The sequence below is a fragment of the Pantoea nemavictus genome (genome assembly GCF_037479095.1).
GTDB lineage: Bacteria > Pseudomonadota > Gammaproteobacteria > Enterobacterales > Enterobacteriaceae > Pantoea > Pantoea nemavictus.
On the sequence record NZ_JBBGZW010000001.1, the window covers coordinates 49,018 to 71,289 of the forward strand.

A 22,272-nucleotide genomic window follows, 5' to 3' on the forward strand; every position below is an offset into this window, starting at 1 on the left:
ATGAGCATTAAGGGCACTGTTTTAGAGAAAATCGTACAAGACAAAGCCGTTTGGGTTGAAGCGCGTCAGGCTCAGCAGCCGCTGGCAACCTTCCAGAACGATTTGCAACCTGCGGCACGCCATTTTTACGATGCGTTGCGTGGCTCGCGCACCGTATTCATCCTGGAATGCAAAAAAGCCTCACCCTCTAAAGGGCTAATTCGCGAGGATTTCGATCCCGCGACCATCGCTGGGGTTTATCGTCATTACGCTTCTGCGGTTTCGGTGTTAACCGATGAAAAATACTTTCAGGGCGATTTTGCGTTCCTGCCGATCGTCAGCGCCGCTATCACTCAACCGGTACTGTGCAAAGACTTTATCATCGATCCTTATCAGATTTACTTAGCACGCCATTACCAGGCGGATGCCATTCTGCTGATGTTATCGGTACTGGACGATGAACAGTATCGTCAACTCGCCGCCGTGGCACACAGCCTGAAAATGGGCGTGCTAACCGAAGTGAGTAATGAAGAAGAGCTGGAGCGCGCCATTGCGCTGGAAGCCAAAGTAGTTGGCATTAACAACCGCGACCTGCGAGACCTGTCTATCGACCTGAACCGCACACGTCAGCTGGCGCCGCGCCTCGGCCATGGCGTCACCGTGATCAGTGAATCGGGCATTCATAACTATGCGCAAGTGCGCGAATTAAGTCATTTTGCCAATGGTTTCCTGATTGGATCCGCATTGATGGAAGAAGCTGACCTGACCGCTGGCGTGCGTCGCGTGCTGCTGGGTGATAATAAGGTTTGCGGTTTAACCCGCGCCGAAGATGCGCTTGCTGCGCACGAAGCCGGCGCCATTTACGGTGGGCTGATCTTCGCCGAAGGCTCGCCGCGTAAAATCAGCAGTCAACAGGCACAAGAGGTGCAGGCTGCCGCTCCGCTGAAGTATGTGGGTGTTTTCCGCAATAGCAGCATAAGTGACGTTGTCACCAAAGCCACGACACTAACATTGGCGGCGGTTCAGCTGCACGGCGATGAAGACCAGGCGTTCGTCGCGGAACTGCGTCAGGCATTGCCAGCAGAAATAAAAATCTGGAAAGCGTTGAGCATCAAAGATCACTTACCTGCACGCGACTGGCCACATGTTGATCGCTACGTATTAGATAACGGTCAGGGCGGTACCGGCCAGCGTTTCGATTGGTCCCTGCTGCAAGGCCAGGATTTGAGCAACGTGCTGCTGGCCGGTGGCCTAAGCGCAGATAACTGTGTCGAAGCCGCGCAGCAAGGCTGTGCCGGCCTTGATTTCAACTCCGGCGTAGAGTCTGCGCCAGGCATTAAAGATGCCAGCAAAGTCGCGGCGGTATTCCGCACGCTGCGCGCCTATTAATTTCGCTTGCCCGCCAGCGTGCGGGCCGAATAAGGAAGATGAAGAAATGACCACGTTATTGAATCCCTATTTTGGCGAGTTTGGCGGCCAATATGTGCCGCAAATCCTGATGCCAGCCCTGCGCCAGCTGGAAAACGCCTTTGTTGAAGCACAGCGCGATCCTGAATTTCAGGCCGAGTTTACTGACCTGCTGAAGAACTACGCAGGACGCCCAACTGCGTTAACGCTGTGCAGCAACCTGACCAAAGGCACTAAAACCCGCCTGTATTTGAAGCGTGAAGATCTGCTGCACGGCGGCGCGCACAAAACCAACCAGGTGCTCGGTCAGGCGCTATTGGCCAAGCGTATGGGCAAAAATGAGATTATCGCCGAAACCGGCGCAGGTCAGCACGGCGTGGCCTCGGCGTTAGCCTGCGCACTGCTCGGTATGAAATGCCGCATCTATATGGGCGCGAAAGATGTCGAACGTCAGTCACCCAACGTATTCCGTATGCGTTTGATGGGCGCAGAAGTGATTCCGGTACATAGCGGCTCCGCTACGCTGAAAGATGCCTGTAATGAAGCGTTGCGCGACTGGTCTGGCAGCTATGAAACCGCGCACTATATGCTCGGCACTGCGGCTGGCCCGCATCCGTTCCCGACCATTGTGCGTGAATTCCAGCGCATGATTGGCGAAGAGACGAAAGCGCAGATTCTGGAGCGCGAAGGTCGTCTGCCAGATGCGGTGTTAGCCTGCGTAGGCGGCGGTTCGAACGCTATCGGCATGTTTGCTGATTTTATCGAAGAAGAGAGCGTGGGTCTGATCGGCGTAGAGCCTGCTGGTCACGGCATTGAAACCGGTGAACACGGTGCGCCACTGAAACATGGTCGCGTAGGCATCTACTTCGGGATGAAAGCACCGATGATGCAGACCGAAGAGGGCCAGATTGAAGAGTCTTACTCGATTTCTGCGGGTCTGGACTTCCCATCAGTCGGTCCACAGCACGCGCATCTGAACAGCATCGGCCGCGCTGAATATGTCTCAATTACTGATGACGAAGCGCTGAGCGCCTTTAAAGAGCTGTGTCGCGCGGAAGGGATTATCCCTGCGCTCGAATCCTCACACGCGCTAGCACACGCACTGAAAATGATTCGTGAGAATCCCGAAAAAGAGCAGCTACTGGTGGTTAACCTCTCCGGTCGCGGCGACAAAGACATCTTCACCGTTCACGATATTTTGAAAGCCAAGGGAGAGATCTGATGGAGCGTTATAACCAGCTGTTTCAACGTCTGTCGGCGCAGCAAGAAGGCGCGTTTGTCCCCTTCGTCACCCTCGGCGATCCTTCACCTGAACTGTCGCTGAAAATCATTGATACCTTAGTGGCAGGTGGTGCTGATGCGTTAGAGCTCGGCATCCCGTTCTCAGATCCGCTGGCCGATGGCCCTACCATTCAGGGTGCAACGCTACGCGCCTTTGCTTCGGGCACCACCGTGGCGCAGTGTTTTGAAATCCTCGCGACCGTTCGTCAGAAATACCCCGATCTGCCAATTGGCCTGCTGATGTATGCCAATCTGGTGTTCAGCAAAGGTATTGACAACTTTTATGCACAGTGTGAAGCGGTGGGTGTCGATTCGGTGCTGGTTGCTGATGTGCCGCTGGAAGAGTCCGCGCCGTTCCGTCAGGCCGCGATGCGCCATAATGTGGCACCGATCTTTATCTGTCCGCCAAATGCCGACGATGAGCTGCTGCGTGAGATCGCTGCAAAGGGTCGCGGTTATACCTATCTGCTGTCTCGGGCCGGTGTAACCGGTTCGGAGAATCGCGCCAGTCTGCCGCTGCATCACCTGATTGAAAAGTTACGTGAGTTCAATGCTGCGCCGCCGCTGCAGGGCTTTGGCATCTCTGAACCCGGCCAGGTAAAAGAGGCGATTGCTGCAGGCGCGACCGGTGCGATTTCGGGTTCTGCGATTGTGAAGATCATTGAGCGTAACCAGAATGATCCGACCACGCTGCTTAGCGAACTGAAAGCTTTTGTTAGCAACCTGAAAGCAGCCACCCGCTAAAAATCCTTCAAGGCCTTTTTCGCCGACGCGGATAAGGCCTTTTTTATCGCCACAAACCTTTCCCTCCTCATTTTCGCTGGCACTCTCAGCCTTCCCTGCGCCGCAATCACTACGATTGGATCAATAAGTGGCAAAAATCAGAAGTTTTTCATCTTTTTCACTCACGGCGATTTGCCGATTTCGCAACGCCAGACCACAATTAACTGCGCCGCCCCATTGCGGCGAAACATCATCTAAGACAGGGAGATAATCAATGAATTTTTTTAAAGTCGTTGCAGGAATTATGATGGCTGCAGTAATGGCGCTGACACTTAGCGCATGTGCTCCAACAGCAACCAAAGAAGGCACAGGCGGATACATCGACGATACCGTTGTAACCACCAAGGTTAAGGCTCAGCTTTTGAATGACGAAGCGCTGAAATCCACCGAGATCAACGTGGAAACCTTTAAGGGTAAAGTGCAGCTGAGTGGTTTTGTAAGTTCACCGCAGATGGCTAATCGCGCAGTTTCTGTAACGCGTAGCGTGGCTGGCGTGAAATCTGTGGTCAACAACATGCAGATTAAATAACACAACGGGCGACCTTTTGGTCGCCCGCATCCTTTCTAAACGTAAGTTAGAAACGATATCCCGCGCCGAAGAAGAACACCCACGGATCGATACGTGTGTTGATGTTCTGCTGCTCACCGTTCGCTTTGAATTTCACTTCTGTATCAATGTCCATGTACCACAGCGATGCATTCAGCATCCAGTCGCGGTTGATTTGATAATCCAGCCCCACCTGTCCCGCCATGCCCCATGAATCTTTGACGCTCAGATCGCTTAAACCGGCATCCTCGCCCGTCTGATTGAATTTGGCATCATAGAAAGTGGTGTAGTTAATACCGACGCCCACATATGGACGCGCTTTGCTTTTACTGTCGAGGAAATAATACTGCGCCATTAGTGTTGGTGGCAGCTGGCGCACGGTGGCCAGATTACCGGTTGCACCGAGGCCGACTTTATGACGGAACGGCGTGGCTGCCAGCAGCTCAACGCCGATGTTGTCCGTCGCCATATAAGTAAAGGTCAACCCCAGCTGCGTATCGTTGCTGACGTTAAAGCCGCCCATACCCAGCACATTATCAGAGCCTTCGGTCGGACGTACGGTGGCGCTACCCGCGCGCATAAAAAAATCACCCGCTTCATGAGCCAGTGCCAGTTGTGGGATTGCCAGGGATATCAGCAGTGCACATTTTGCCAGTTTCATCATCACTCCTTTGCGAAAAAGTAGGGTCTCAATATTATTTGCGGCCCAAGATCTACCTCTTTTTAGCTAAAAGATCATCTGCATCATTTCAAATTAACTACTTAAAAAACAATGGATTGATTCAGATCAATTTTGGCCCTGCGCGGTGAATTTGTAATCTTGCTGTGAAGGTTTCAAACTGAAATGAGTTTGCATTTTCAGCATAGGATGAGCGCGGCATCCGTTAGCAACCCCAACATGCTGCGCATTTACTGCGTTTTTTCACCCTTCTTTACCAGAGATGACAGAAAGTTATCGCAATGCGGGTGCCAGCACGCCAGTAGAACATGTACAATCGCCGGGTTAATTAATCCGGTTCTTTCAAGGAGTTTACATGTCTATCACGGCAAGCTCGTTATACCGTGACACAGGAAATTTTTTGCGCCATCAGTTGGTTACTATTTTACTGCTGGCGCTGCTGACGTCGTTCATTACTGTGATCGTCGGCCACGCGTTAACGCCAGGTGAAGACCAGTTATCATTGTTGAGCCAGTCCGATGACAGCGCATCATCGCTGTTTGAGCTGGTACAAAATATGTCGCCGGATCAGCAACGTATTCTGCTGCGCGCTTCTGCTGCAGGCACATTTGCCGCGTTGATTGGTAACACGCTGCTGCTGGGCGGCATGCTAATGCTGATCCCGATGGTGTCAGGCGGACAACGCGTCAGCGCGCTGCGCGCTATCGGTGCTTCAGCACCCATGCTGCCAAAGCTGCTGCTGCAAACTTTCCTGATCACCCTGCTGGTGCAACTGGGCTTTATGGTGCTGATGGTGCCAGGCGTAATTCTGGCGATTCTGTTTTCGCTGGCGCCAGTGATTCTTGCTAATGAGAAGCTCGGTGTAATAGGTGCCATGCGCGCTAGCATGCGCCTCGCCTGGAAGAATATTAAGGTGATTGCGCCTGCGATTGTGTTATGGCTGCTGGCGAAGATTGTGTTGATGTTCTTCTTTTCATCGCTGACGGTACTGCCCGCTAACATCGCCTCCGTGGTATTGAATGCACTGGGTAATCTGGTCTCTGCTGTGCTGATTATTTATCTGTACCGGCTGTATATGCTGTTACGTTAATCGTTATGGCGCTCATCTGAGCGCCATAACTGTACGCTCCTGCCCTAATTGGAAACGCTATGAAGCAGTTACTCGATTTTCTTCCCCTGGTGGTTTTCTTCATCTTCTACAAGCTGTACGACATCTTTGTGGCATCCGGCGCGCTAATTGTCGCCACCGGCCTGGCGCTGGTCGTCAGTTGGGTGCTTTACCGCAAGCTGGAAAAGATGACCATTTTCACCTTTGTGCTGGTTGCGGTATTTGGCACGCTGACGTTGGTGTTCCATAACGATGAGTTCATCAAATGGAAAGTGACGGTAATTTATTCTCTGTTCGCGGTGGCGCTGCTATATAGCCAGTGGTTTATGAAGCAGCCGCTGATTCAAACCATGTTGGGTAAAGAGCTGCAGCTGCCATCAGGCGTTTGGCGTAACCTCAACGTTGCCTGGGCCATCTTCTTCCTCGCCTGCGGCCTGGCAAATATTTATGTTGCATTTTGGTTATCGCAAGAGTTTTGGGTTAACTTTAAGGTGTTCGGTCTGACCGGCCTGACTCTACTCTTCACCCTGTTAAGCGGCGTTTATATCTGGCGACAGATGCCGCAACAAGAACAAAAATAATAACACTCCGCCCGACATCGTCGGGCTTCTCTTCACCTGCAGAAGAACTGAGCAATGGACGAAAAACATAAGTCGCCGCAAGGCGAAATGGTGCTGCGTACCCTGGCAATGCCGGCGGATACCAATGCTAACGGTGACATCTTTGGTGGTTGGCTGATGTCGCAGATGGACATGGGTGGCGCGATTAAGGCCAAAGAAATTGCCGAAGGTCGGGTAGTCACCGTGCGCGTGGATGGAATGACCTTCCTGAAGCCGGTGGCGGTTGGTGATGTAGTGAGCTGTTACGCCCGCTGCATTCGCACTGGCAACAGCTCAATGACCATAAATGTAGAAGTGTGGATTAAGAAAGTCTCGTCCGAACCCATCGGTCAAACGTACTGCGCAACTGAAGCCGTGTTTGTTTACGTGGCGGTCGACAATACCGGTCAATCGCGCCCGTTGCCGCCCGGCAGAAGTAATTTGAGTGATCTATAACGCAGAAAAAGCGGTCAGTTGACCGCTTTTTTTTGCCCATTCTCTGCCTACGCTTATTCGATATTGGCGCCGCCATTGATGCGGAACACGATATTCATCGTTAAATTCTTGCCAGGACGCCCCGGTTGATAGCGCCATTTCTTCATCGCCTGCTTAACCTCCCGCTCGAACATATTGCGCGGTTCGGCAGAGAGGATCTCGACGTTATCAACACGTCCATCGCTATCCACATCAAACTGTACACGCACACGCCCTTCAACCCGGAGCGCAAACGCACGCGCTGGGTACGCAGGCTTGCTGACGTTCATTGCCTTCGGCCCATCGGAAACGCTGGGGGTAGCGGTCGGATTGGCTTTTGGCGCGGTAGTTGGGCGCGTTTGCGTGGTTGGCGCTTCCTGTTTCACCGGATTTTCCTGCGGCTTCACTTCCTGACGCGGTTTTGGCTCCGGCTTCTTCTCAACCTTTGGCTTCGGTTTAGGCTTAGGCTTCGGCTTGGGTTCCGGTTTAGGAATCGGCACCGGCTCAACCTTAGGTGGCTCAGGCGCAACTTCTGGCTCCGGCTCAGGTTCTGGCGGCGGTGGCGTCACCTCCGCTGGAGCGGGCTCGGGTTGCACTTCAGGCGCCACCAGCGAAACGCTGATGGGCTGCGATGCTTTTGGAACTTCAATTACCTGATGAAACGATGCATAGAGAATGCCAGCAATCAACGAACCGTGAAGTACCACGGATAAAATTACAGCGATGGGGGTACGTGTAGGCAAAGGCGTAGTCAACGTGGTCATATCATTCATGTTCATTGAGTGAAGCGCAGATTTTAAATGCAAATAGCAATCAGTTTCAATAAGCGATGTGCAAGCGCCGTCAGAAAGGGCTTTTTTAACGCTGATTGCGCTGAATGACAGCGTATTTATCTTTCGTTTGCACTCTGATTAACGATCACTTAACGTGTCACGCAATTTCGGCAAGTCTAACGGGAGTATCCCATCGTGCTTTACGTCATTTATGCGGAAGATACCGCTGATTCACTGGAAAAACGCAATTCGGTACGTCCCGCACATCTTGCTCGTTTAAAGCTGTTGCAAGATGAAGGTCGACTGATTGCTGCGGGCCCGCTGCCAGCGGTTGACAGTAACGATCCTGGCCCGGCGGGTTTCACCGGTTCGGTGATCATTGCCGAATTCTCGTCACTGGAAGTGGCGGAATCATGGGCCAAGGATGATCCTTATATTGCCGCAGGTGTGTATGAGAAAGTCGCGGTTAAGCCGTTCAAACGCGTCTTCTGATCTATGTGGCAGTCCGTTTTACTGCTGGTGCTTGCTTTAGCACTCATCGGCAGAGCACTTGTTGTATGGCGCCGGCATAGCTGGCGCCACGCTCGGCAGCAAATTGTCATGATGATTGTGCTGGCAGCAGCGGTACAGATGGTCAACGTCCTGCTGGTGCTACGCGCCGGCGCTTGATGGCCGCGCAGGTTAATCACACCATTTGTGAGATAAACAGGATGGAGCGGCGATGCTGCTGCGCCACCTGATGACGAATAGTATGGATGCGTTTATAACGACGCGATTGCCCTTCCAGCCAGCGAGAACGACGACGGTGTACCTGACGTAACATTCTCCAGCGCGCCACTTCATTTTTGCTGCGTCTCATCACACCCTCTCAGACCGGCTAAACTCGGCAGGCATTATAAAGATCTGTTAGCAAATGCCAAATCGAAAGCTTCATCGAAACGTCATTCACGATTAAAGGTTTCACTACCTGTGATCAGCACGTAAACTTTGCACAACAAAGCGCGAACAGGACGTCCACTTAATGACCACATTTTATACCCTTATCAGTTGGTTGCTGCTGTTTGGTTACTGGCTGCTGATTGCGGGTGTCACGCTACGAATTCTGATGAAACGTCGTGCGGTCACCTCAGCAATGGCCTGGTTGCTGATCATCTACATACTGCCGCTGGTGGGTATAATCGCGTATCTCTCATTTGGAGAGCTGCATTTGGGCAAACGACGCGCCGAACGCGCGCGAACCATGTGGCCTTCCACCGCTAAATGGCTGAACGATCTTAAACAGTGCCGCCATATTTTCGCTACTGAACACAGTGATGTCGCGCGTTCGTTATTTGATTTGTGTCGTCATCGTCAGGGCATCGCGGGTGTTAAAGGTAACCAGCTACAGCTACTGACCAACGCCGACGACGTCATGCACGCATTAATTCGTGATATCCAACTGGCTCGCCACAATATTGAGATGGTGTTCTATATCTGGCATCCCGGTGGATTAGCCGATGAGGTTGCGGAATCGCTGATGGCAGCCTCGCGCCGTGGCGTGCATTGCCGCTTAATGCTGGACTCAGCAGGCAGCGTCACCTTCTTCCGCAGTCCGTGGGTCAATATGATGCGTAATGCGGGCATTGATGTGGTTGAAGCGCTACAGGTCAGCTTGCTGCGTGTGTTCCTGCGCCGCATGGATTTACGGCAGCACCGTAAAGTGGTGTTAATTGATAATTACATCGCCTACACCGGCAGTATGAACCTGGTCGATCCGCGCTTTTTCAAACAGGAAGCGGGCGTTGGCCAATGGATTGACTTGATGGCACGCATGGAAGGTCCGGTCGCGACCACAATGGGCATTGTGTATGCCTGTGACTGGGAGATTGAAACCGGTAAACGCATTCTGCCGCCAGCACCAGATGGCAATGTGATGCCGTTCGAGCAGGAGAGCGGCCATACCATTCAGGTGATCGCATCCGGCCCCGGCTTCCCGGAAGATATGATTCATCAGGCATTGCTCACGGCGGTTTATTCGGCGCGTGAGCAGCTGATCATGACGACGCCCTACTTTGTACCGAGTGATGACCTGCTGCATGCTATCTGTACCGCTGCCTTGCGCGGGGTGGAAGTTAGCATCATTGTGCCACGCCACAATGATTCGCTGCTGGTGGGCTGGGCAAGCCGTGCCTTCTTTACCGAACTACTGGAAGCCGGCGTAAAAATCTATCAATTTGAAGATGGCTTGCTGCATACCAAGAGCGTGCTGGTTGATGGGCAACTGAGTTTGGTCGGCACCGTCAACCTGGATATGCGCAGCCTGTGGCTTAATTTTGAGATCACACTGGTGGTTGATGATGACGGCTTCGGCAGCGATCTCGCCACCGTACAAGATGATTATATCGCTCGCTCACGCTTGCTGGATGGTGCGCGCTGGGCGAAACGTGCCTGGTGGCAACGCATAGTTGAACGACTGTTTTACTTCTTTAGTCCTTTACTGTAAAACGAGCGAAAATATTACCGCCTCACGGCAAGCAGGAATGACCATGGATTTAAATAATCGCCTTACTGAAGATGAAACGCTGGAGCAGGCTTACGATATTTTTCTTGAGCTGGCTGGCGACAACCTCGATCCCGCTGACATTATTCTCTTTAATTTGCAGTTTGAAGAGCGCGGTGGCGCAGAACTGTTCGATCCTGCAGAAGACTGGCAGGAACATGTCGATTTTGATCTTAACCCTGACTTCTTCGCTGAAGTGGTGATTGGATTAGGTGAAGCTGACGGCGAGCCGATTACCGATGTGTTTGCGCGTGTTCTGCTGTGCCGTGAAAAAGATCATAAACTCTGCCATATCCTTTGGCGCGAGTAAGCGACGACTGAGAGAAAAAACGCCGGGCATTTGCCCGGCGTTTTGTTTTAGAGTGGATCGACTTTTAAGCACGATACCGCGTGGCGGAAGCTGCCTTCCAGCAGCGGTCGCGTTTTGGCGCACTCTGGTCCGGCAATCGGACAACGCGTACGGAACACACATCCCGATGGCGGATTAATCGGCGACGGCAACTCCCCTTCCAGCAGCTGAATCTGCTTGTTCTTCTCCAGATCCGGGTCGGGAATGGGCACGGCTGACATCAGCGCACGAGTATAGGGATGCTGCGGATTGTTATACACCGCATCGTAAGTACCCAGCTCAACCGCATGACCGAGATACATAACCAGCACGCGATCGGAGATGTGTTTCACCACCGCCAGGTCGTGCGCGATAAAGATCAACGACAGCCCCATTTCGCGCTGTAACTTCTGCAGCAGGTTAACCACCTGCGCCTGAATCGACACGTCCAGCGCTGATACCGGCTCATCACAGATTATTAACTTCGGTTCGAGAATCAGTGCACGCGCAATACCAATACGCTGACACTGACCGCCAGAGAACTCATGCGGATAACGGTTGATGAGGTTTGGCAGCAGCCCAACCTTCATCATCATGGTTTTCACCTTATCCTTCACGTCCTGGCGCGGCATCTTCGGATAATAGGTGCGCAGCGGTTCAGCGATGATATCGCCGATGGTCATACGCGGATTCAGCGACGCCAGCGGATCCTGGAAGATCATCTGGATGTCGCTGCGTGCCTGGCGCCACTCTTCCTGGCTTTGTCCCAGCAGATCGCGTCCTAACCAGGCAACGCGTCCTTCAGTGGCTTTCACCAGCCCAATGATAGCGCGCGCCAGCGTCGATTTACCGCAGCCCGATTCACCGACGACACCGAGCGTTTCACCTTCGTACAGACGCAGGCTGACACCATCCACCGCTTTCAGGGTGTGTGGCGGTTGCCAGAACCACTGTTTGCCATCTTTAATCTCGAAATGCACTTTGAGATCGGCGATCTCCAGCAGAACTTTTTTCTCTTCAACTACGGTGCTCATACTAATTCCTCCACCGGCTTGAAGCAGGCACGCAGACGACCTTCAGCAAAAGGCTCCAGCGGCGGTGCCTTGGAACAGATGTCCATGGCGTAGGCGCAACGAGGCTGGAACGGACAGCCTTGCGGTAAGCGCAGCAAGTTTGGCGGGTTACCTGGAATGGTGGTCAGTGACTCACCTTCTTCGGCATCCAGACGCGGTACCGCGCTTAACAGCCCAATGGAATAAGGATGCGCAGGCTGATAGAACACATCGCGTGCGCGACCGTACTCCATGGTACGACCGGCGTACATCACCAGAACTTTGTCACAGATACCCGCAACCACCCCAAGATCGTGGGTAATCATCACAATCGCAGTATTGAACTCACGCTTCAGTTCATTTAACAACGTCATGATCTGCGCCTGCACGGTGACGTCGAGCGCCGTGGTGGGTTCATCGGCAATCAACAGTTTCGGGCGACACAGCAGCGCCATGGCGATCATCACACGCTGGCGCATACCGCCGGAGAACTCGTGCGGGAACATCTTCATGCGCTTACGCGCTTCCGGCATTTTTACGGCATCCAGCATACGCACCGATTCTTCAAACGCCTGTGCGCTGTTCATCCCTTTATGCAGCTTCAGCACTTCCATTAACTGCTCGCCGACACGCATGTAAGGATTGAGCGAGGTCATCGGGTCCTGGAAAATCATCGCAATTTGCTCGGCACGCAGTTTGTTCAGCTTGCTCTCCGGCAGATTAAGGATCTCCGCGCCGTTGAACTTAGCTGAACCACCAATGCGACCATTTTTTGCCAGCAGGCCCATCAAGGCAAACGCGGTTTGTGATTTACCCGATCCGGACTCACCGACTATGCCCAGTGTTTCACCCGCATGCAGTGAAAAATTGAGGTCGTTCACAGCAGTGACATCACCGTCGTGGGTACTAAAGGTGACGCGCAGATCTTTCACATCAAGCAGCAGGTTACTGTTTCCCGCACGCGCAGCCATTGCTGGCTGAAATTCATGAATGGTCATCGGGAAACTCCTTAACGATCTTTCGGGTCGAGGGCATCACGCAGGCCATCGCCGATAAAGTTAAAACAGAACAGCGTGACCACCAGGAAACCTGCCGGGAACATCAGTAACCACGGCGACACTTCCATTGAGTTGGCGCCGTCGCTGAGCAGTGCGCCCCAGCTGCTGAGCGGTTCCTGCGTACCAAGGCCAAGGAAGCTGAGGAAGGATTCGAACAGAATCATGCTCGGCACCAGCAACGAGGCATACACCACCACCACGCCCAGCACATTAGGCACGATGTGACGCAACACGATATTGAAGGTGCTCACCCCGCCCACCTGCGCCGCTTCGATAAACTCTTTACGCTTCAGGCCTAATGTCTGACCGCGCACAATACGCGCCATATCCAGCCACGACACCATGCCAATCGCGACAAAGATCAGCAGAATGTTGCGACCGAAAAAGGTTACCAGCAGGATGACGAAGAACATGAACGGGAAGGAGTTGAGGATCTCGAGGATACGCATCATGACTGAGTCAATTTTACCGCCCAGATAACCGGCTAATGAGCCATAGAGCGTGCCCACCAGTACCGCGATCAAGGCGGAAGCGATGCCGACCATCAGTGAGATACGACCACCAATCGCGACGCGCACCAGCAGATCGCGTCCCGATGAGTCGGTACCAAACCAATGGCCAGAAACGGTATCCGGCGCGGCAGACATCATCGCCCAGTCGGTATCGTCATATTTGAACTGCGACAACATCGGTGCAAACACCACGAACAGCGTGATCACCAGTAACACCAACAGACTGATGAACGCAGCACGGTTGTGAATAAAGCGGCGACGCGCATCCTGCCATAGGCTGCGCCCTTCGACTTCCAGTTTTTCACTGAAGGCATCCAGAGCTTCGCTGTTTTTCTTACTTAACATCATGGGCGAGCTCCACAATCAGTAACGGATTTTCGGATCGATCACGGCGTACAGCACATCAACGATCGCGTTAAACAGAATGGTCAGCACGCCAACCAGAATGGTCAGACTCATCACCAGCGAATAGTCACGGTTCAGTGCCCCGTTAACGAACAGCTGGCCAATGCCCGGCAAACCATAGATGGATTCAATGACCATAGAACCGGTGATGATGCCGACAAACGCAGGTCCCATATAGGAAAGAACCGGTAGCATGGCGGGCTTGAGCGCATGACGCAGTACGATACGACGCAACGGTAAACCCTTGGCGCGTGCCGTGCGGATAAAGTTTGAGTGCATGACTTCAATCATCGAGCCGCGGGTAATACGCGCAATACTAGCGATGTAGGCCAGCGAGAGCGCGACCATCGGTAGCAGCATGTAGTTCCATTGGCCGCCGTTCCAGCCACCGCCGGGCAGCCAGCGTAAAGTGATCGCGAAGACCAGCACCAGTAAAGGTGCAACGACAAAGCTGGGGATCACCACGCCGGTCATCGCGACCCCCATCACGGCATAATCCCACAAACTGTTTTGCTTTAAGGCAGCGATGACGCCCGCCGTCACGCCCAGCACCACGGCAAGGAAGAATGCCGCCAGGCCGAGTTTGGCTGAAACCGGGAAGGCATGGCCTACCAGGTAGTTCACTGAATAATCTTTATATTTAAACGATGGACCAAAATCGCCATGCGCCAGCTGGACCAGATAGCTGAGATACTGTTTCCCAATCGGGTCATTGAGATGGTATTTCGCTTCGATATTGGCCATTACTTCAGGCGAAAGCACACGTTCGCCGGTAAATGGACTGCCGGGTGCCAGTCGCATCATAAAGAATGAGATGGTGATGAGGATAAACAGCGTCGGGATGGCTTCCAGGAGCCGACGCAGGATGAATTTTAACATTGCCGTACCTACCAGGCTGTTGCTTCACAAAGTAAAAAGGCGGTGCCGCAGCACCGCCACTATCGATAGCCTGAGTGCTATTAATGTTTAATGATATACAGATTTTTATCGACGGTTTTATCCAGCGGATCGTTACCGGTATAACCACCCACGTAAGGTTTCACCAGACGTGCGTTGACGTAGTAGTAAACTGGCACAATGGTGCTGTCTTTATCCAGAATCTGCTCAGCTTTCTGGTAATCCGCTACGCGCGCTTTGTCGTCGGCAGCTTTAACTGCATCGTGAATAACTTTATCGAAGTCAGCGCTCTTATAGTGTGAGGTGTTACTGCTGCTATCAGACAACATGATATTCAGGAACGACGTAGGTTCGTTGTAATCCGCACACCATGCTGCACGAGACACATCAAAGTTGCCCTGATGACGCGTATCCAGGAAGGTTTTCCACTCCTGGTTCTCTAGCTTGATGTTCACACCGATATTTTTCTTCCAGATGGAAGACGCGGCGATCGCAAGTTTCTTATGCAGATCGGAGGTGTTGTAGAGCAGGTTAAAGGTCAGCGGTTTATCCGCAGTATAACCCGCTTCGGCCAGCAGCTTTTTCGCCTCTTCGTTACGCTTGTTCTGATCCCACTTGAACCAATCCGGCGGCAGCAGTTCCATACCATCGGTAGCCGGCGGCGTGAAGCTGTAAGCCGGTTGCTGGCCCTGTGCCAGAACCTTGTTCACCATGATGTCGCGATCCAGACCCAGTTTCAGTGCGGTACGTACGCGTGGATCGGTGAACGGCGCTTTTTGGTTGTTGATTTCGTAGTAATAGGTGCACAGGTACGGCTTCACCATCAACTCTTTACCGTTGTCACGCTGCAGTTTTTTAAACAGCTCGATTGGCATGTTGTTGTAGGTAATATCGCTGCCATTTTCAGAGAAGTAACGGTTAACGTCGCTGACTTCAGAGTTAATTGGCAGGAAGGTGACTTTGTTTAGTACGGTATGTTCGTTATCCCAATACTGGGTGTTACGCACCAGCACAACGCGTTCGTTGATGACGTGTGATTCAAGTTTGAAGGCGCCGTTGCCCACCCAGTTCTGCGGCTGGGTCCACTGGTCGCCAAATTTATCGATTGCTGGTTTGTAAACCGGCGACATAACGGAGTTGATCAGCAGCTTATAGAAGTACGGTACCGGCTCGCTCAGCGTCACTTCCAGCGTGTGATCGTCGATGGCTTTTACACCCAGCTCGGACGTCGGTTTTTTACCGGCGATGATGTCATCGACATTCACAATGTGACCATATTGCGGATAGCTGGCATAAGGCGATGCGGTTTTCGGATCGACCAGACGCTGCCAGCTGTATACGAAATCTTGTGCCGTAACCGGCTCGCCGTTGGACCATTTGGCATTCTTACGCAGGTGGAAAGTCCAGACTTTGAAATCTTTGTTTTCCCAGCTTTCCGCCACGCCCGGTACCGGTTTACCATCGCTGTCGCTGGTGATCAGACCTTCATACAGATCACGCGCGATGTTATCTTCTGGCACACCTTCAATCTTATGTGGATCAAGCGACTGTACTTCATCGCCGTTGCCGCGAACCAGTTCCTGTTTTGCTGCCAATTCAACGCCTGCTGGCACTGTTGCTGCCAGCGCGGCATTCCCTGCCAGCGCGCCGATTGCTGCCAATACGCCTGCAGCAATCAGGCTTTTTTTCGTGATGTTGTTCATTATTACGCTCCAGTTTTATTATCTTCACCAGGTCGATTAAACGCCCGGCGTACCCCGTTTCCAGGTGAACTCCGCCTGTCTGTGCGAAGACCCTAATCACCCTTCAGGGTTTACCACGGTAAAGTGCCGCCCGACTGTAGCGCCGGATCGCCACATTACTCAATGTTTCTTTATGTAATAGTATTTCAACGCCAGCATGTCCTGCGGATCCTTACCGGTGAATCCACCCACCCAAGGTTTCACCAGCCGCACGCTTACGCGGTAGTAGACCGGCACTATCGGCGAGTCTTTATCCAGTTGAGCTTCAGCCTGTTGATAAAGCGAGGCGCGTTTAGCTTCATCCGTAGTAGAGAGCGTTTGCTTCATGAGCTGGTCAAAAGCAGAGCTTTGGTAAAATGCGGTATTAATCGATGAGCCGCTCAGCAACATGTTGAGGAAAGTTGAGGGCTCGTTGTAATCCGCGCACCAGGTGGCACGAACCACGTCGTATTGCGCCTGATGTCGCGTTTCCAGCAACGTTTTCCACTCCTGGTTCTGCAACGTCACCACCGCGCCAAGGTTTTTCTGCCACATAGATGCCGCCGCAATCGCCTGCCTTTTATTCTGTTCTGAGGTGTTATACAGCAGCGTGAATCGCAGGGGATGTTGCGCATTGAAACCGGCTTCAGCCAACAATTGTTTGGCGGCGGCATTGCGTGCTGTCTGGGTTTGTTGCGCCCAGGCGGGAGGAGAAAGTGTAATGCCCTGGGTAAATGGCGGCGTCAAACCATAGGCAGGAATCTGCCCTTGTCCCATGATCTTTTTGGCAATAATGTCGCGGTCGAGCGTTAATTTTAATGCGGTGCGCACCCGCGCATCATTGAACGGTGCTTTTTTATTATTGATTTCGTAATAGAAGGTACACAGCAGCGGGCTGATTTTGACTTCATCCCCAAGATCCTGCTGTAATTTATTAAACATTTCAGGCGGCACCGCGCTATTAGTCATATCAGTGCCGCCGCTGCGATAGCGGTTAATATCACTGTTTTCCGAAGAGATCGGTAAAAACACCCCTTCTTCAATTACTGTGTGGGCATTATCCCAATAGAATGGGTTGCGCTTAACCGTGATTTTTTCATTCACTACCCATTCATTCAGCGTAAAAGCACCATTGCCAATATAATGCTGCGGTTGCGTCCACTGCTCACCCCATTGCTCAATCGCCGGACGATAGACCGGTTTCATCGCGCTGTGCGCCAGCATGGCAACAAAATAGGGAACGGGTTCGGATAACGTGACTTGCAGATGATGATCGTCTAAGGCTTTAACGCCAAGATCAGTGGGAGCCGCTTTGCCCGATAAAATGGCATCAATATTCGCCACATGCGCCGCCTGCAAATAGCTGGCATAAGGTGAGGCTGTTTTTGCATCAGCCAGACGCTGCCAGCTATAAACGAAATCTTGTGCTGTAACAGGCTGGCCGTTACTCCAACGCGCATCGTCACGCAGCGTAAAAGTCCAGATGCGCCCTTCATCACTTTGCCATTGCTTAGCCACACCCGGCACGAGTTGTCCGTTATTATCGGTTTCAACCAACCCTTCCAGCAGATTACGCATCACATTGGACTCAGGTACACCTTCCGCTTTTTGCGGGTCCAGCGTTGCAACTTCGCTACCGTTATTGATCACCATTCGTTGTGAATCTGATAACTGCGTACCCGCTGGTACCTGTGCTGCCTGACTTTGTACCAAAACTCCCGTTAGGCACAACGCAATAAATGAACGTGCGGCCGTTTGCGCTACCATGCATTTCATCAACAAATATCAACCTTAATCATAAGCCCGATAGCCTTTAAGCAAAAAGCGTACACATTTGTCGCTATCAGATAAAAAATTTGTGATGTGCCGAAAATTATCAGAACTGATGCCCGCACGCCAAAGCTAAACTGCAAAAATGTTAGCAGATTCTCTTTTATCACGTTCAGTAGGTAAGGAGAAGTGTTAATTTTCAAGTCAAAAAATTATGCAACCTATTGATTAAAAATCACTAAATGATTTTAATGCTGCAAGTTTATTCATTATTATCTTTAGCTTATAGTTTTTACCCATTTAACTGCGAAATGAACAAAAACACGCATAAATTGCCTTTAATTAAGTAATTCGCTTTTCATGAGTTCTAATTCAACGTGATTATTCAGAGTATTAAACTGTGACAATAATCACAATAAGATGTGAGTTTTGAGATGCACAGAGGGGTGTAAGTAGTAAAAGTGATGTTATACGGAATGAGTTAAGAAACATGAATAAAATTACCAAAATGGTGCAATGAAATGTCAGAGCGCACCATTTTGGTTCAATCGCCATTTAAAATCTGAAAATAACCTGATTAATTGAGTAATCCGGGGAAGATCGATTTCATGCCGGTGACAATAAATTCAATTCCCAACGCCATCAGTAATAATCCCATGATTCGGGTAATGACGTTAATCCCAGTTTGACCCAGTACACGTACCATTAAGGGTGCTGCACGAAACAGCAGCCAGCAGCAGAAGGCGAAAATCGCAATCGCAATAGTGAAGCCAATTAAGTTCTGCCAACTGTGATAACGCGTGCTCCAAACGATCGTTGAGCTGATGGCACCTGGGCCTGCCATTAAGGGCAAGGCAAGTGGCACCACGCCAATGCTTTCGCGAATGGCGCTTTCTGACTTTTCCTGCTTATTCTGTTTATCTTCGCCCAGTTTTCCACTAATCATCGACATCGCGATGGTAACAACCAAAATACCGCCTGCGATGCGGAAAGAATCAATCGAGATGCCAAATAGATGCAGGATGCCATCCCCGAGAAACAGTGACGTCCAGAGAATAATGGCCACGGCAAGGTTGGCCGTGAGATTGGTTTTATTGCGCTCTGCTACAGCCTGATAGCTGGTCATGCTGATAAAGACCGGGATGATGCCTACCGGATTCACCAAGGCAAACAAGCCGACAAAAAATTTAATGTAGCCGGAAAGGTCGAGTAGCACGGGGTTCAAAGGAAGCTCCGGTAAGGTGTGAGAAGAAAATCGCGCTTAATGTAGAGCAAAAGCCGGGCAGAAAACCAGTGCCAGGAGCAGAAATTTATGCTGCTTTTTTCGCTATATATCAGTTTATTCAACTACGGTTAATGTCAGGTTATGTGGATGAAGCTTACGGATTCAGAATGTGTGGCACATCGCGCTAACTTTACTTGCGAAAGTTCGTGCTGAAAGGTGTCAGCGTGGGTCTGGATTGATCTATATCAAAATTTACCTACCCCATCAGGGGTAATCTTACCGCATCGAAAGCATTTCCTGATTTACAAGCATCTTGACCAGGAAACCCTTTTAATAAGCAAAGGCAAATTGTCGCCAACCTGACCAATAGTTAAGCATCGCGAGACTATACTTCTGGATTCAGGCTTGTTTACTAAAAGAGTTTAACTTCCTTCAGGAGAGCACTATGGCCGTTACTAATGTTGCCGAACTTAATGCACTGGTTGAGCGTGTAAAAAAGGCACAGCGTGAGTACGCTAATTTTAGTCAGGAACAAGTTGATGCAATTTTCCGCGCTGCAGCCCTCGCCGCTGCAGATGCTCGAATCCCGCTGGCCAAACTGGCCGTCGCTGAATCTGGTATGGGTATTGTTGAAGATAAAGTCATCAAAAATCACTTTGCATCTGAATACATTTACAACGCCTATAAAGATGAGAAAACCTGCGGCATTCTCGCCACCGATGATACCTTCGGCACAATTACCATTGCTGAACCGATTGGCTTGATCTGCGGCATAGTGCCAACCACCAACCCGACCTCAACCGCCATCTTTAAAGCGTTGATCAGCCTTAAAACCCGCAACGGTATTATCTTCTCCCCGCATCCACGTGCAAAAGACGCGACCAATAAAGCCGCAGACATCGTGCTACAAGCGGCGATTGCAGCAGGCGCGCCAAAGGATATTATCGGCTGGATCGATGCGCCTTCGGTTGAGCTTTCGAATCAATTAATGCATCACCCGGATATTAACTTAATCCTTGCAACCGGTGGTCCGGGCATGGTTAAAGCGGCTTACAGCTCAGGTAAACCTGCAATTGGTGTGGGGGCGGGTAATACGCCTGTCGTTATTGATGAAACGGCCGACATCAAGCGTGCTGTCGCATCTATCCTGATGTCAAAAACCTTCGATAACGGCGTCATTTGTGCATCTGAACAGTCCGTCATTGTGGTTGATTCCGCTTACGACGCCGTGCGTGAACGTTTTGCCAGCCATGGCGGCTACCTATTGCAAGGTAAAGAGCTGAAAGCGATTCAGGACATTATCCTGAAAAATGGTGCCCTGAACGCTGCAATAGTTGGACAGCCTGCGGCGAAGATTGCCGAATTGGCAGGCATTAGCGTTCCGGCTAATACCAAAATTCTGATTGGTGAAGTGAAGCTGGTTGATGAATCTGAGCCATTTGCCCATGAAAAACTGTCACCGACATTAGCGATGTATCGCGCGAAGGATTACTACGACGCTGTCGATAAAGCAGAAAAACTGGTGACCATGGGCGGTATCGGCCATACATCCTGTCTGTATACCGATCAGGATAACCAGATTGAACGCGTGCACTATTTCGGCGACAAAATGAAGACCGCACGTATTCTGATCAACACACCGGCCTCACAAGGCGGTATCGGAGACCTGTACAACTTTAAACTGGCTCCGTCACTGACGCTCGGCTGTGGTTCATGGGGTGGTAACTCCATTTCTGAAAACGTGGGACCAAAACATCTCATTAACAAGAAAACCGTGGCCAAGCGAGCTGAGAATATGTTGTGGCATAAACTTCCAAAGTCTATCTACTTCCGTCGCGGTTCACTGCCAATTGCCCTTGAAGAAGTCGCAACTGATGGTGCTAAACGCGCCTTTATCGTCACCGACCGCTTCCTGTTTAATAATGGCTATGCCGATCAAGTCACCCGTGTACTGAAGTCACACGGCATCGAAACAGAAGTTTTCTTTGAAGTAGAAGCAGATCCAACGCTCAGTATCGTTCGTAAAGGTGCTGAGCAAATGAACAGCTTTAAACCGGACGTAATTATTGCGCTTGGCGGTGGTTCACCGATGGATGCAGCAAAAATCATGTGGGTTATGTACGAACATCCAGAGACCCATTTCGAAGAGCTGGCGCTGCGCTTTATGGACATCCGTAAACGTATCTATAAGTTCCCGAAAATGGGTGTCAAAGCACGCATGATTGCTATTACCACCACGTCTGGTACCGGTTCTGAAGTAACGCCGTTTGCCGTGGTAACCGATGATGCTACTGGTCAAAAATATCCATTGGCGGACTATGCCCTCACCCCGGATATGGCGATTGTTGATGCCAACCTGGTCATGGACATGCCGCGCTCACTTTGCGCCTTCGGCGGTCTGGATGCAGTTACGCACTCGCTTGAAGCTTACGTGTCGGTATTAGCGAATGAATACTCTGACGGACAGGCGCTGCAAGCGCTGAAACTGCTGAAAGAAAATCTGCCCGCCAGCTATCGCGATGGCGCTAAAAATCCTGTGGCACGTGAACGTGTACATAATGCGGCAACTATCGCGGGTATCGCATTCGCTAACGCCTTCTTAGGTGTATGTCACTCAATGGCGCATAAACTGGGTTCTGAGTTCCATATCCCACACGGACTGGCTAATGCCCTGCTGATTTCAAACGTAATTCGTTATAACGCGAATGACAATCCGACTAAGCAGACAGCATTCAGTCAGTACGATCGCCCACAAGCGCGCCGTCGTTATGCGGAAATTGCCGATCATCTGGGACTTTCAGCGGCTGGAGATCGTACCGCGCAGAAAATTGAGAAACTGCTGGCCTGGATTGAAGAGATGAAAACCCAATTGGGCATTCCAACGTCTATCCGCGAAGCCGGTGTACAGGAAGCTGATTTCCTCGCGAAAGTCGATAAACTTGCTGAAGACGCATTTGATGATCAATGTACTGGCGCTAACCCACGTTATCCGCTGATTGCTGAACTTAAACAAATCATGCTGGATACTTTCTACGGACGTGAGTTTTCAGAATCTTACAGCGATAGAGTTGAAGAGATTAAAGTAGAAGTAAAGATCGAGAAAAAAGCTAAGAAAGTTTAAATTGTTTTAACTAA

General features: G+C 51.2%; 21 protein-coding genes and 1 pseudogene. 12 read left to right on the forward strand and 10 right to left on the reverse strand.

From position 1 onward, the window contains the following. The 4 genes from trpCF to WH298_RS00225 all read left to right on the forward strand — a co-directional run bounded on the left by trpCF (position 1) and on the right by WH298_RS00225 (position 3,979). Complete coding sequence (gene trpCF, locus WH298_RS00210) at positions 1–1,368, forward strand: bifunctional indole-3-glycerol-phosphate synthase TrpC/phosphoribosylanthranilate isomerase TrpF (RefSeq protein ID WP_191322130.1); 1,368 nt, start codon at positions 1–3, stop codon at positions 1,366–1,368. 46 nt (positions 1,369–1,414) lie between these two features. Next, positions 1,415–2,608 (forward strand): tryptophan synthase subunit beta, encoded by a 1,194-nt coding sequence (gene trpB / locus WH298_RS00215; RefSeq protein WP_007892408.1) that lies wholly within the window; start codon positions 1,415–1,417, stop codon positions 2,606–2,608. Next, entirely contained in the window at positions 2,608–3,411 is an 804-nt protein-coding gene (trpA, locus tag WH298_RS00220) for a tryptophan synthase subunit alpha (RefSeq protein WP_180821905.1), read from the forward strand. Before trpB ends, trpA begins: the two co-directional genes overlap by 1 nt. A 253-nt stretch (positions 3,412–3,664) precedes the next feature. Next, the gene (locus WH298_RS00225; RefSeq protein WP_007892406.1) at positions 3,665–3,979 is read left to right on the forward strand and encodes a BON domain-containing protein; all 315 of its coding nucleotides are present in this window, start codon (positions 3,665–3,667) and stop codon (positions 3,977–3,979) included. Positions 3,980–4,025: 46 nt separating this feature from the next. Here WH298_RS00225 and ompW read toward each other — a convergent pair whose 3' ends face one another. Continuing rightward, positions 4,026–4,661 carry an outer membrane protein OmpW gene (gene ompW, locus WH298_RS00230; protein ID WP_180821906.1) on the reverse strand — a complete coding sequence of 212 codons (636 nt, stop codon included), beginning with the start codon at positions 4,659–4,661 and terminating at the stop codon, positions 4,026–4,028. Positions 4,662–4,911: 250 nt separating this feature from the next. Here ompW and WH298_RS00235 point away from each other — a divergent pair. The 4 genes and pseudogenes from WH298_RS00235 to yciA form a co-directional block, all read left to right on the forward strand. Then, positions 4,912–5,004 (forward strand): annotated as a pseudogene (locus tag WH298_RS00235) (YkgJ family cysteine cluster protein); the annotation flags it as partial. A 27-nt stretch (positions 5,005–5,031) separates the two neighbouring features. Then, positions 5,032–5,766, forward strand: a complete 735-nt coding sequence (locus WH298_RS00240) for a YciC family protein (protein ID WP_049852189.1) — start codon at positions 5,032–5,034, stop codon at positions 5,764–5,766. A 59-nt stretch (positions 5,767–5,825) separates the two neighbouring features. Next, complete coding sequence (locus tag WH298_RS00245) at positions 5,826–6,365, forward strand: septation protein A (RefSeq protein WP_007892400.1); 540 nt, start codon at positions 5,826–5,828, stop codon at positions 6,363–6,365. 54 nt (positions 6,366–6,419) lie between these two features. Next, positions 6,420–6,839, forward strand: a complete 420-nt coding sequence (gene yciA / locus WH298_RS00250) for an acyl-CoA thioester hydrolase YciA (protein ID WP_007892397.1) — start codon at positions 6,420–6,422, stop codon at positions 6,837–6,839. Positions 6,840–6,892: 53 nt separating this feature from the next. Here yciA and tonB read toward each other — a convergent pair whose 3' ends face one another. Beyond that, complete coding sequence (gene tonB, locus WH298_RS00255; protein WP_180821907.1) at positions 6,893–7,621, reverse strand: TonB system transport protein TonB; 729 nt, start codon at positions 7,619–7,621, stop codon at positions 6,893–6,895. Between the two features lie 204 nt (positions 7,622–7,825). Here tonB and WH298_RS00260 point away from each other — a divergent pair, with 204 nt between their 5' ends. Beyond that, positions 7,826–8,122 (forward strand): YciI family protein, encoded by a 297-nt coding sequence (locus WH298_RS00260; RefSeq protein ID WP_007892393.1) that lies wholly within the window; start codon positions 7,826–7,828, stop codon positions 8,120–8,122. A gap of 193 nt (positions 8,123–8,315) precedes the next feature. On the opposite strand, the gene WH298_RS00265 is transcribed toward WH298_RS00260, so the two are convergent. Next, positions 8,316–8,489: a YciY family protein gene (locus WH298_RS00265; protein ID WP_007892390.1), complete on the reverse strand. Its 174-nt coding sequence runs from the start codon at positions 8,487–8,489 to the stop codon at positions 8,316–8,318. 162 nt (positions 8,490–8,651) lie between these two features. On the opposite strand from WH298_RS00265, the gene cls reads away from it, so the two are divergent. Beyond that, positions 8,652–10,112 carry a cardiolipin synthase gene (gene cls / locus WH298_RS00270; RefSeq protein WP_007892388.1) on the forward strand — a complete coding sequence of 487 codons (1,461 nt, stop codon included), beginning with the start codon at positions 8,652–8,654 and terminating at the stop codon, positions 10,110–10,112. 37 nt (positions 10,113–10,149) lie between these two features. After that, positions 10,150–10,479: an HI1450 family dsDNA-mimic protein gene (locus WH298_RS00275; RefSeq protein WP_196761379.1), complete on the forward strand. Its 330-nt coding sequence runs from the start codon at positions 10,150–10,152 to the stop codon at positions 10,477–10,479. A 47-nt stretch (positions 10,480–10,526) separates the two neighbouring features. Here the strand turns inward: WH298_RS00275 and oppF are convergent, their stop codons facing one another. From oppF to WH298_RS00310, 7 genes are all read right to left on the reverse strand, one after another. After that, positions 10,527–11,531 carry a murein tripeptide/oligopeptide ABC transporter ATP binding protein OppF gene (oppF, locus tag WH298_RS00280; RefSeq protein ID WP_007892384.1) on the reverse strand — a complete coding sequence of 335 codons (1,005 nt, stop codon included), beginning with the start codon at positions 11,529–11,531 and terminating at the stop codon, positions 10,527–10,529. Next, a complete protein-coding gene (gene oppD / locus WH298_RS00285; protein ID WP_007892382.1) occupies positions 11,528–12,547 on the reverse strand; it encodes an ABC transporter ATP-binding protein in 1,020 nt (339 codons plus the stop codon). The genes oppF and oppD overlap by 4 nt, the downstream gene beginning before the upstream one ends. Positions 12,548–12,558: 11 nt before the next feature. Beyond that, on the reverse strand, positions 12,559–13,467 hold the full coding sequence (oppC, locus tag WH298_RS00290; RefSeq protein ID WP_007892380.1) for an oligopeptide ABC transporter permease OppC: 909 nt from the start codon (positions 13,465–13,467) through the stop codon (positions 12,559–12,561). A 15-nt stretch (positions 13,468–13,482) separates the two neighbouring features. Then, complete coding sequence (gene oppB, locus WH298_RS00295) at positions 13,483–14,403, reverse strand: oligopeptide ABC transporter permease OppB (protein ID WP_007892378.1); 921 nt, start codon at positions 14,401–14,403, stop codon at positions 13,483–13,485. Positions 14,404–14,483: 80 nt separating this feature from the next. After that, positions 14,484–16,124, reverse strand: a complete 1,641-nt coding sequence (gene oppA / locus WH298_RS00300; RefSeq protein WP_007892375.1) for an oligopeptide ABC transporter substrate-binding protein OppA — start codon at positions 16,122–16,124, stop codon at positions 14,484–14,486. A 159-nt stretch (positions 16,125–16,283) separates the two neighbouring features. Then, entirely contained in the window at positions 16,284–17,918 is a 1,635-nt protein-coding gene (locus tag WH298_RS00305) for an ABC transporter substrate-binding protein (protein ID WP_180821908.1), read from the reverse strand. A 571-nt stretch (positions 17,919–18,489) separates the two neighbouring features. Then, complete coding sequence (locus WH298_RS00310) at positions 18,490–19,137, reverse strand: YchE family NAAT transporter (protein ID WP_007892371.1); 648 nt, start codon at positions 19,135–19,137, stop codon at positions 18,490–18,492. 445 nt (positions 19,138–19,582) lie between these two features. Between WH298_RS00310 and adhE the strand changes: the two genes are divergently transcribed. Beyond that, positions 19,583–22,258 carry a bifunctional acetaldehyde-CoA/alcohol dehydrogenase gene (adhE, locus tag WH298_RS00315; protein WP_180821909.1) on the forward strand — a complete coding sequence of 892 codons (2,676 nt, stop codon included), beginning with the start codon at positions 19,583–19,585 and terminating at the stop codon, positions 22,256–22,258. Positions 22,259–22,272 lie beyond the last annotated feature (14 nt).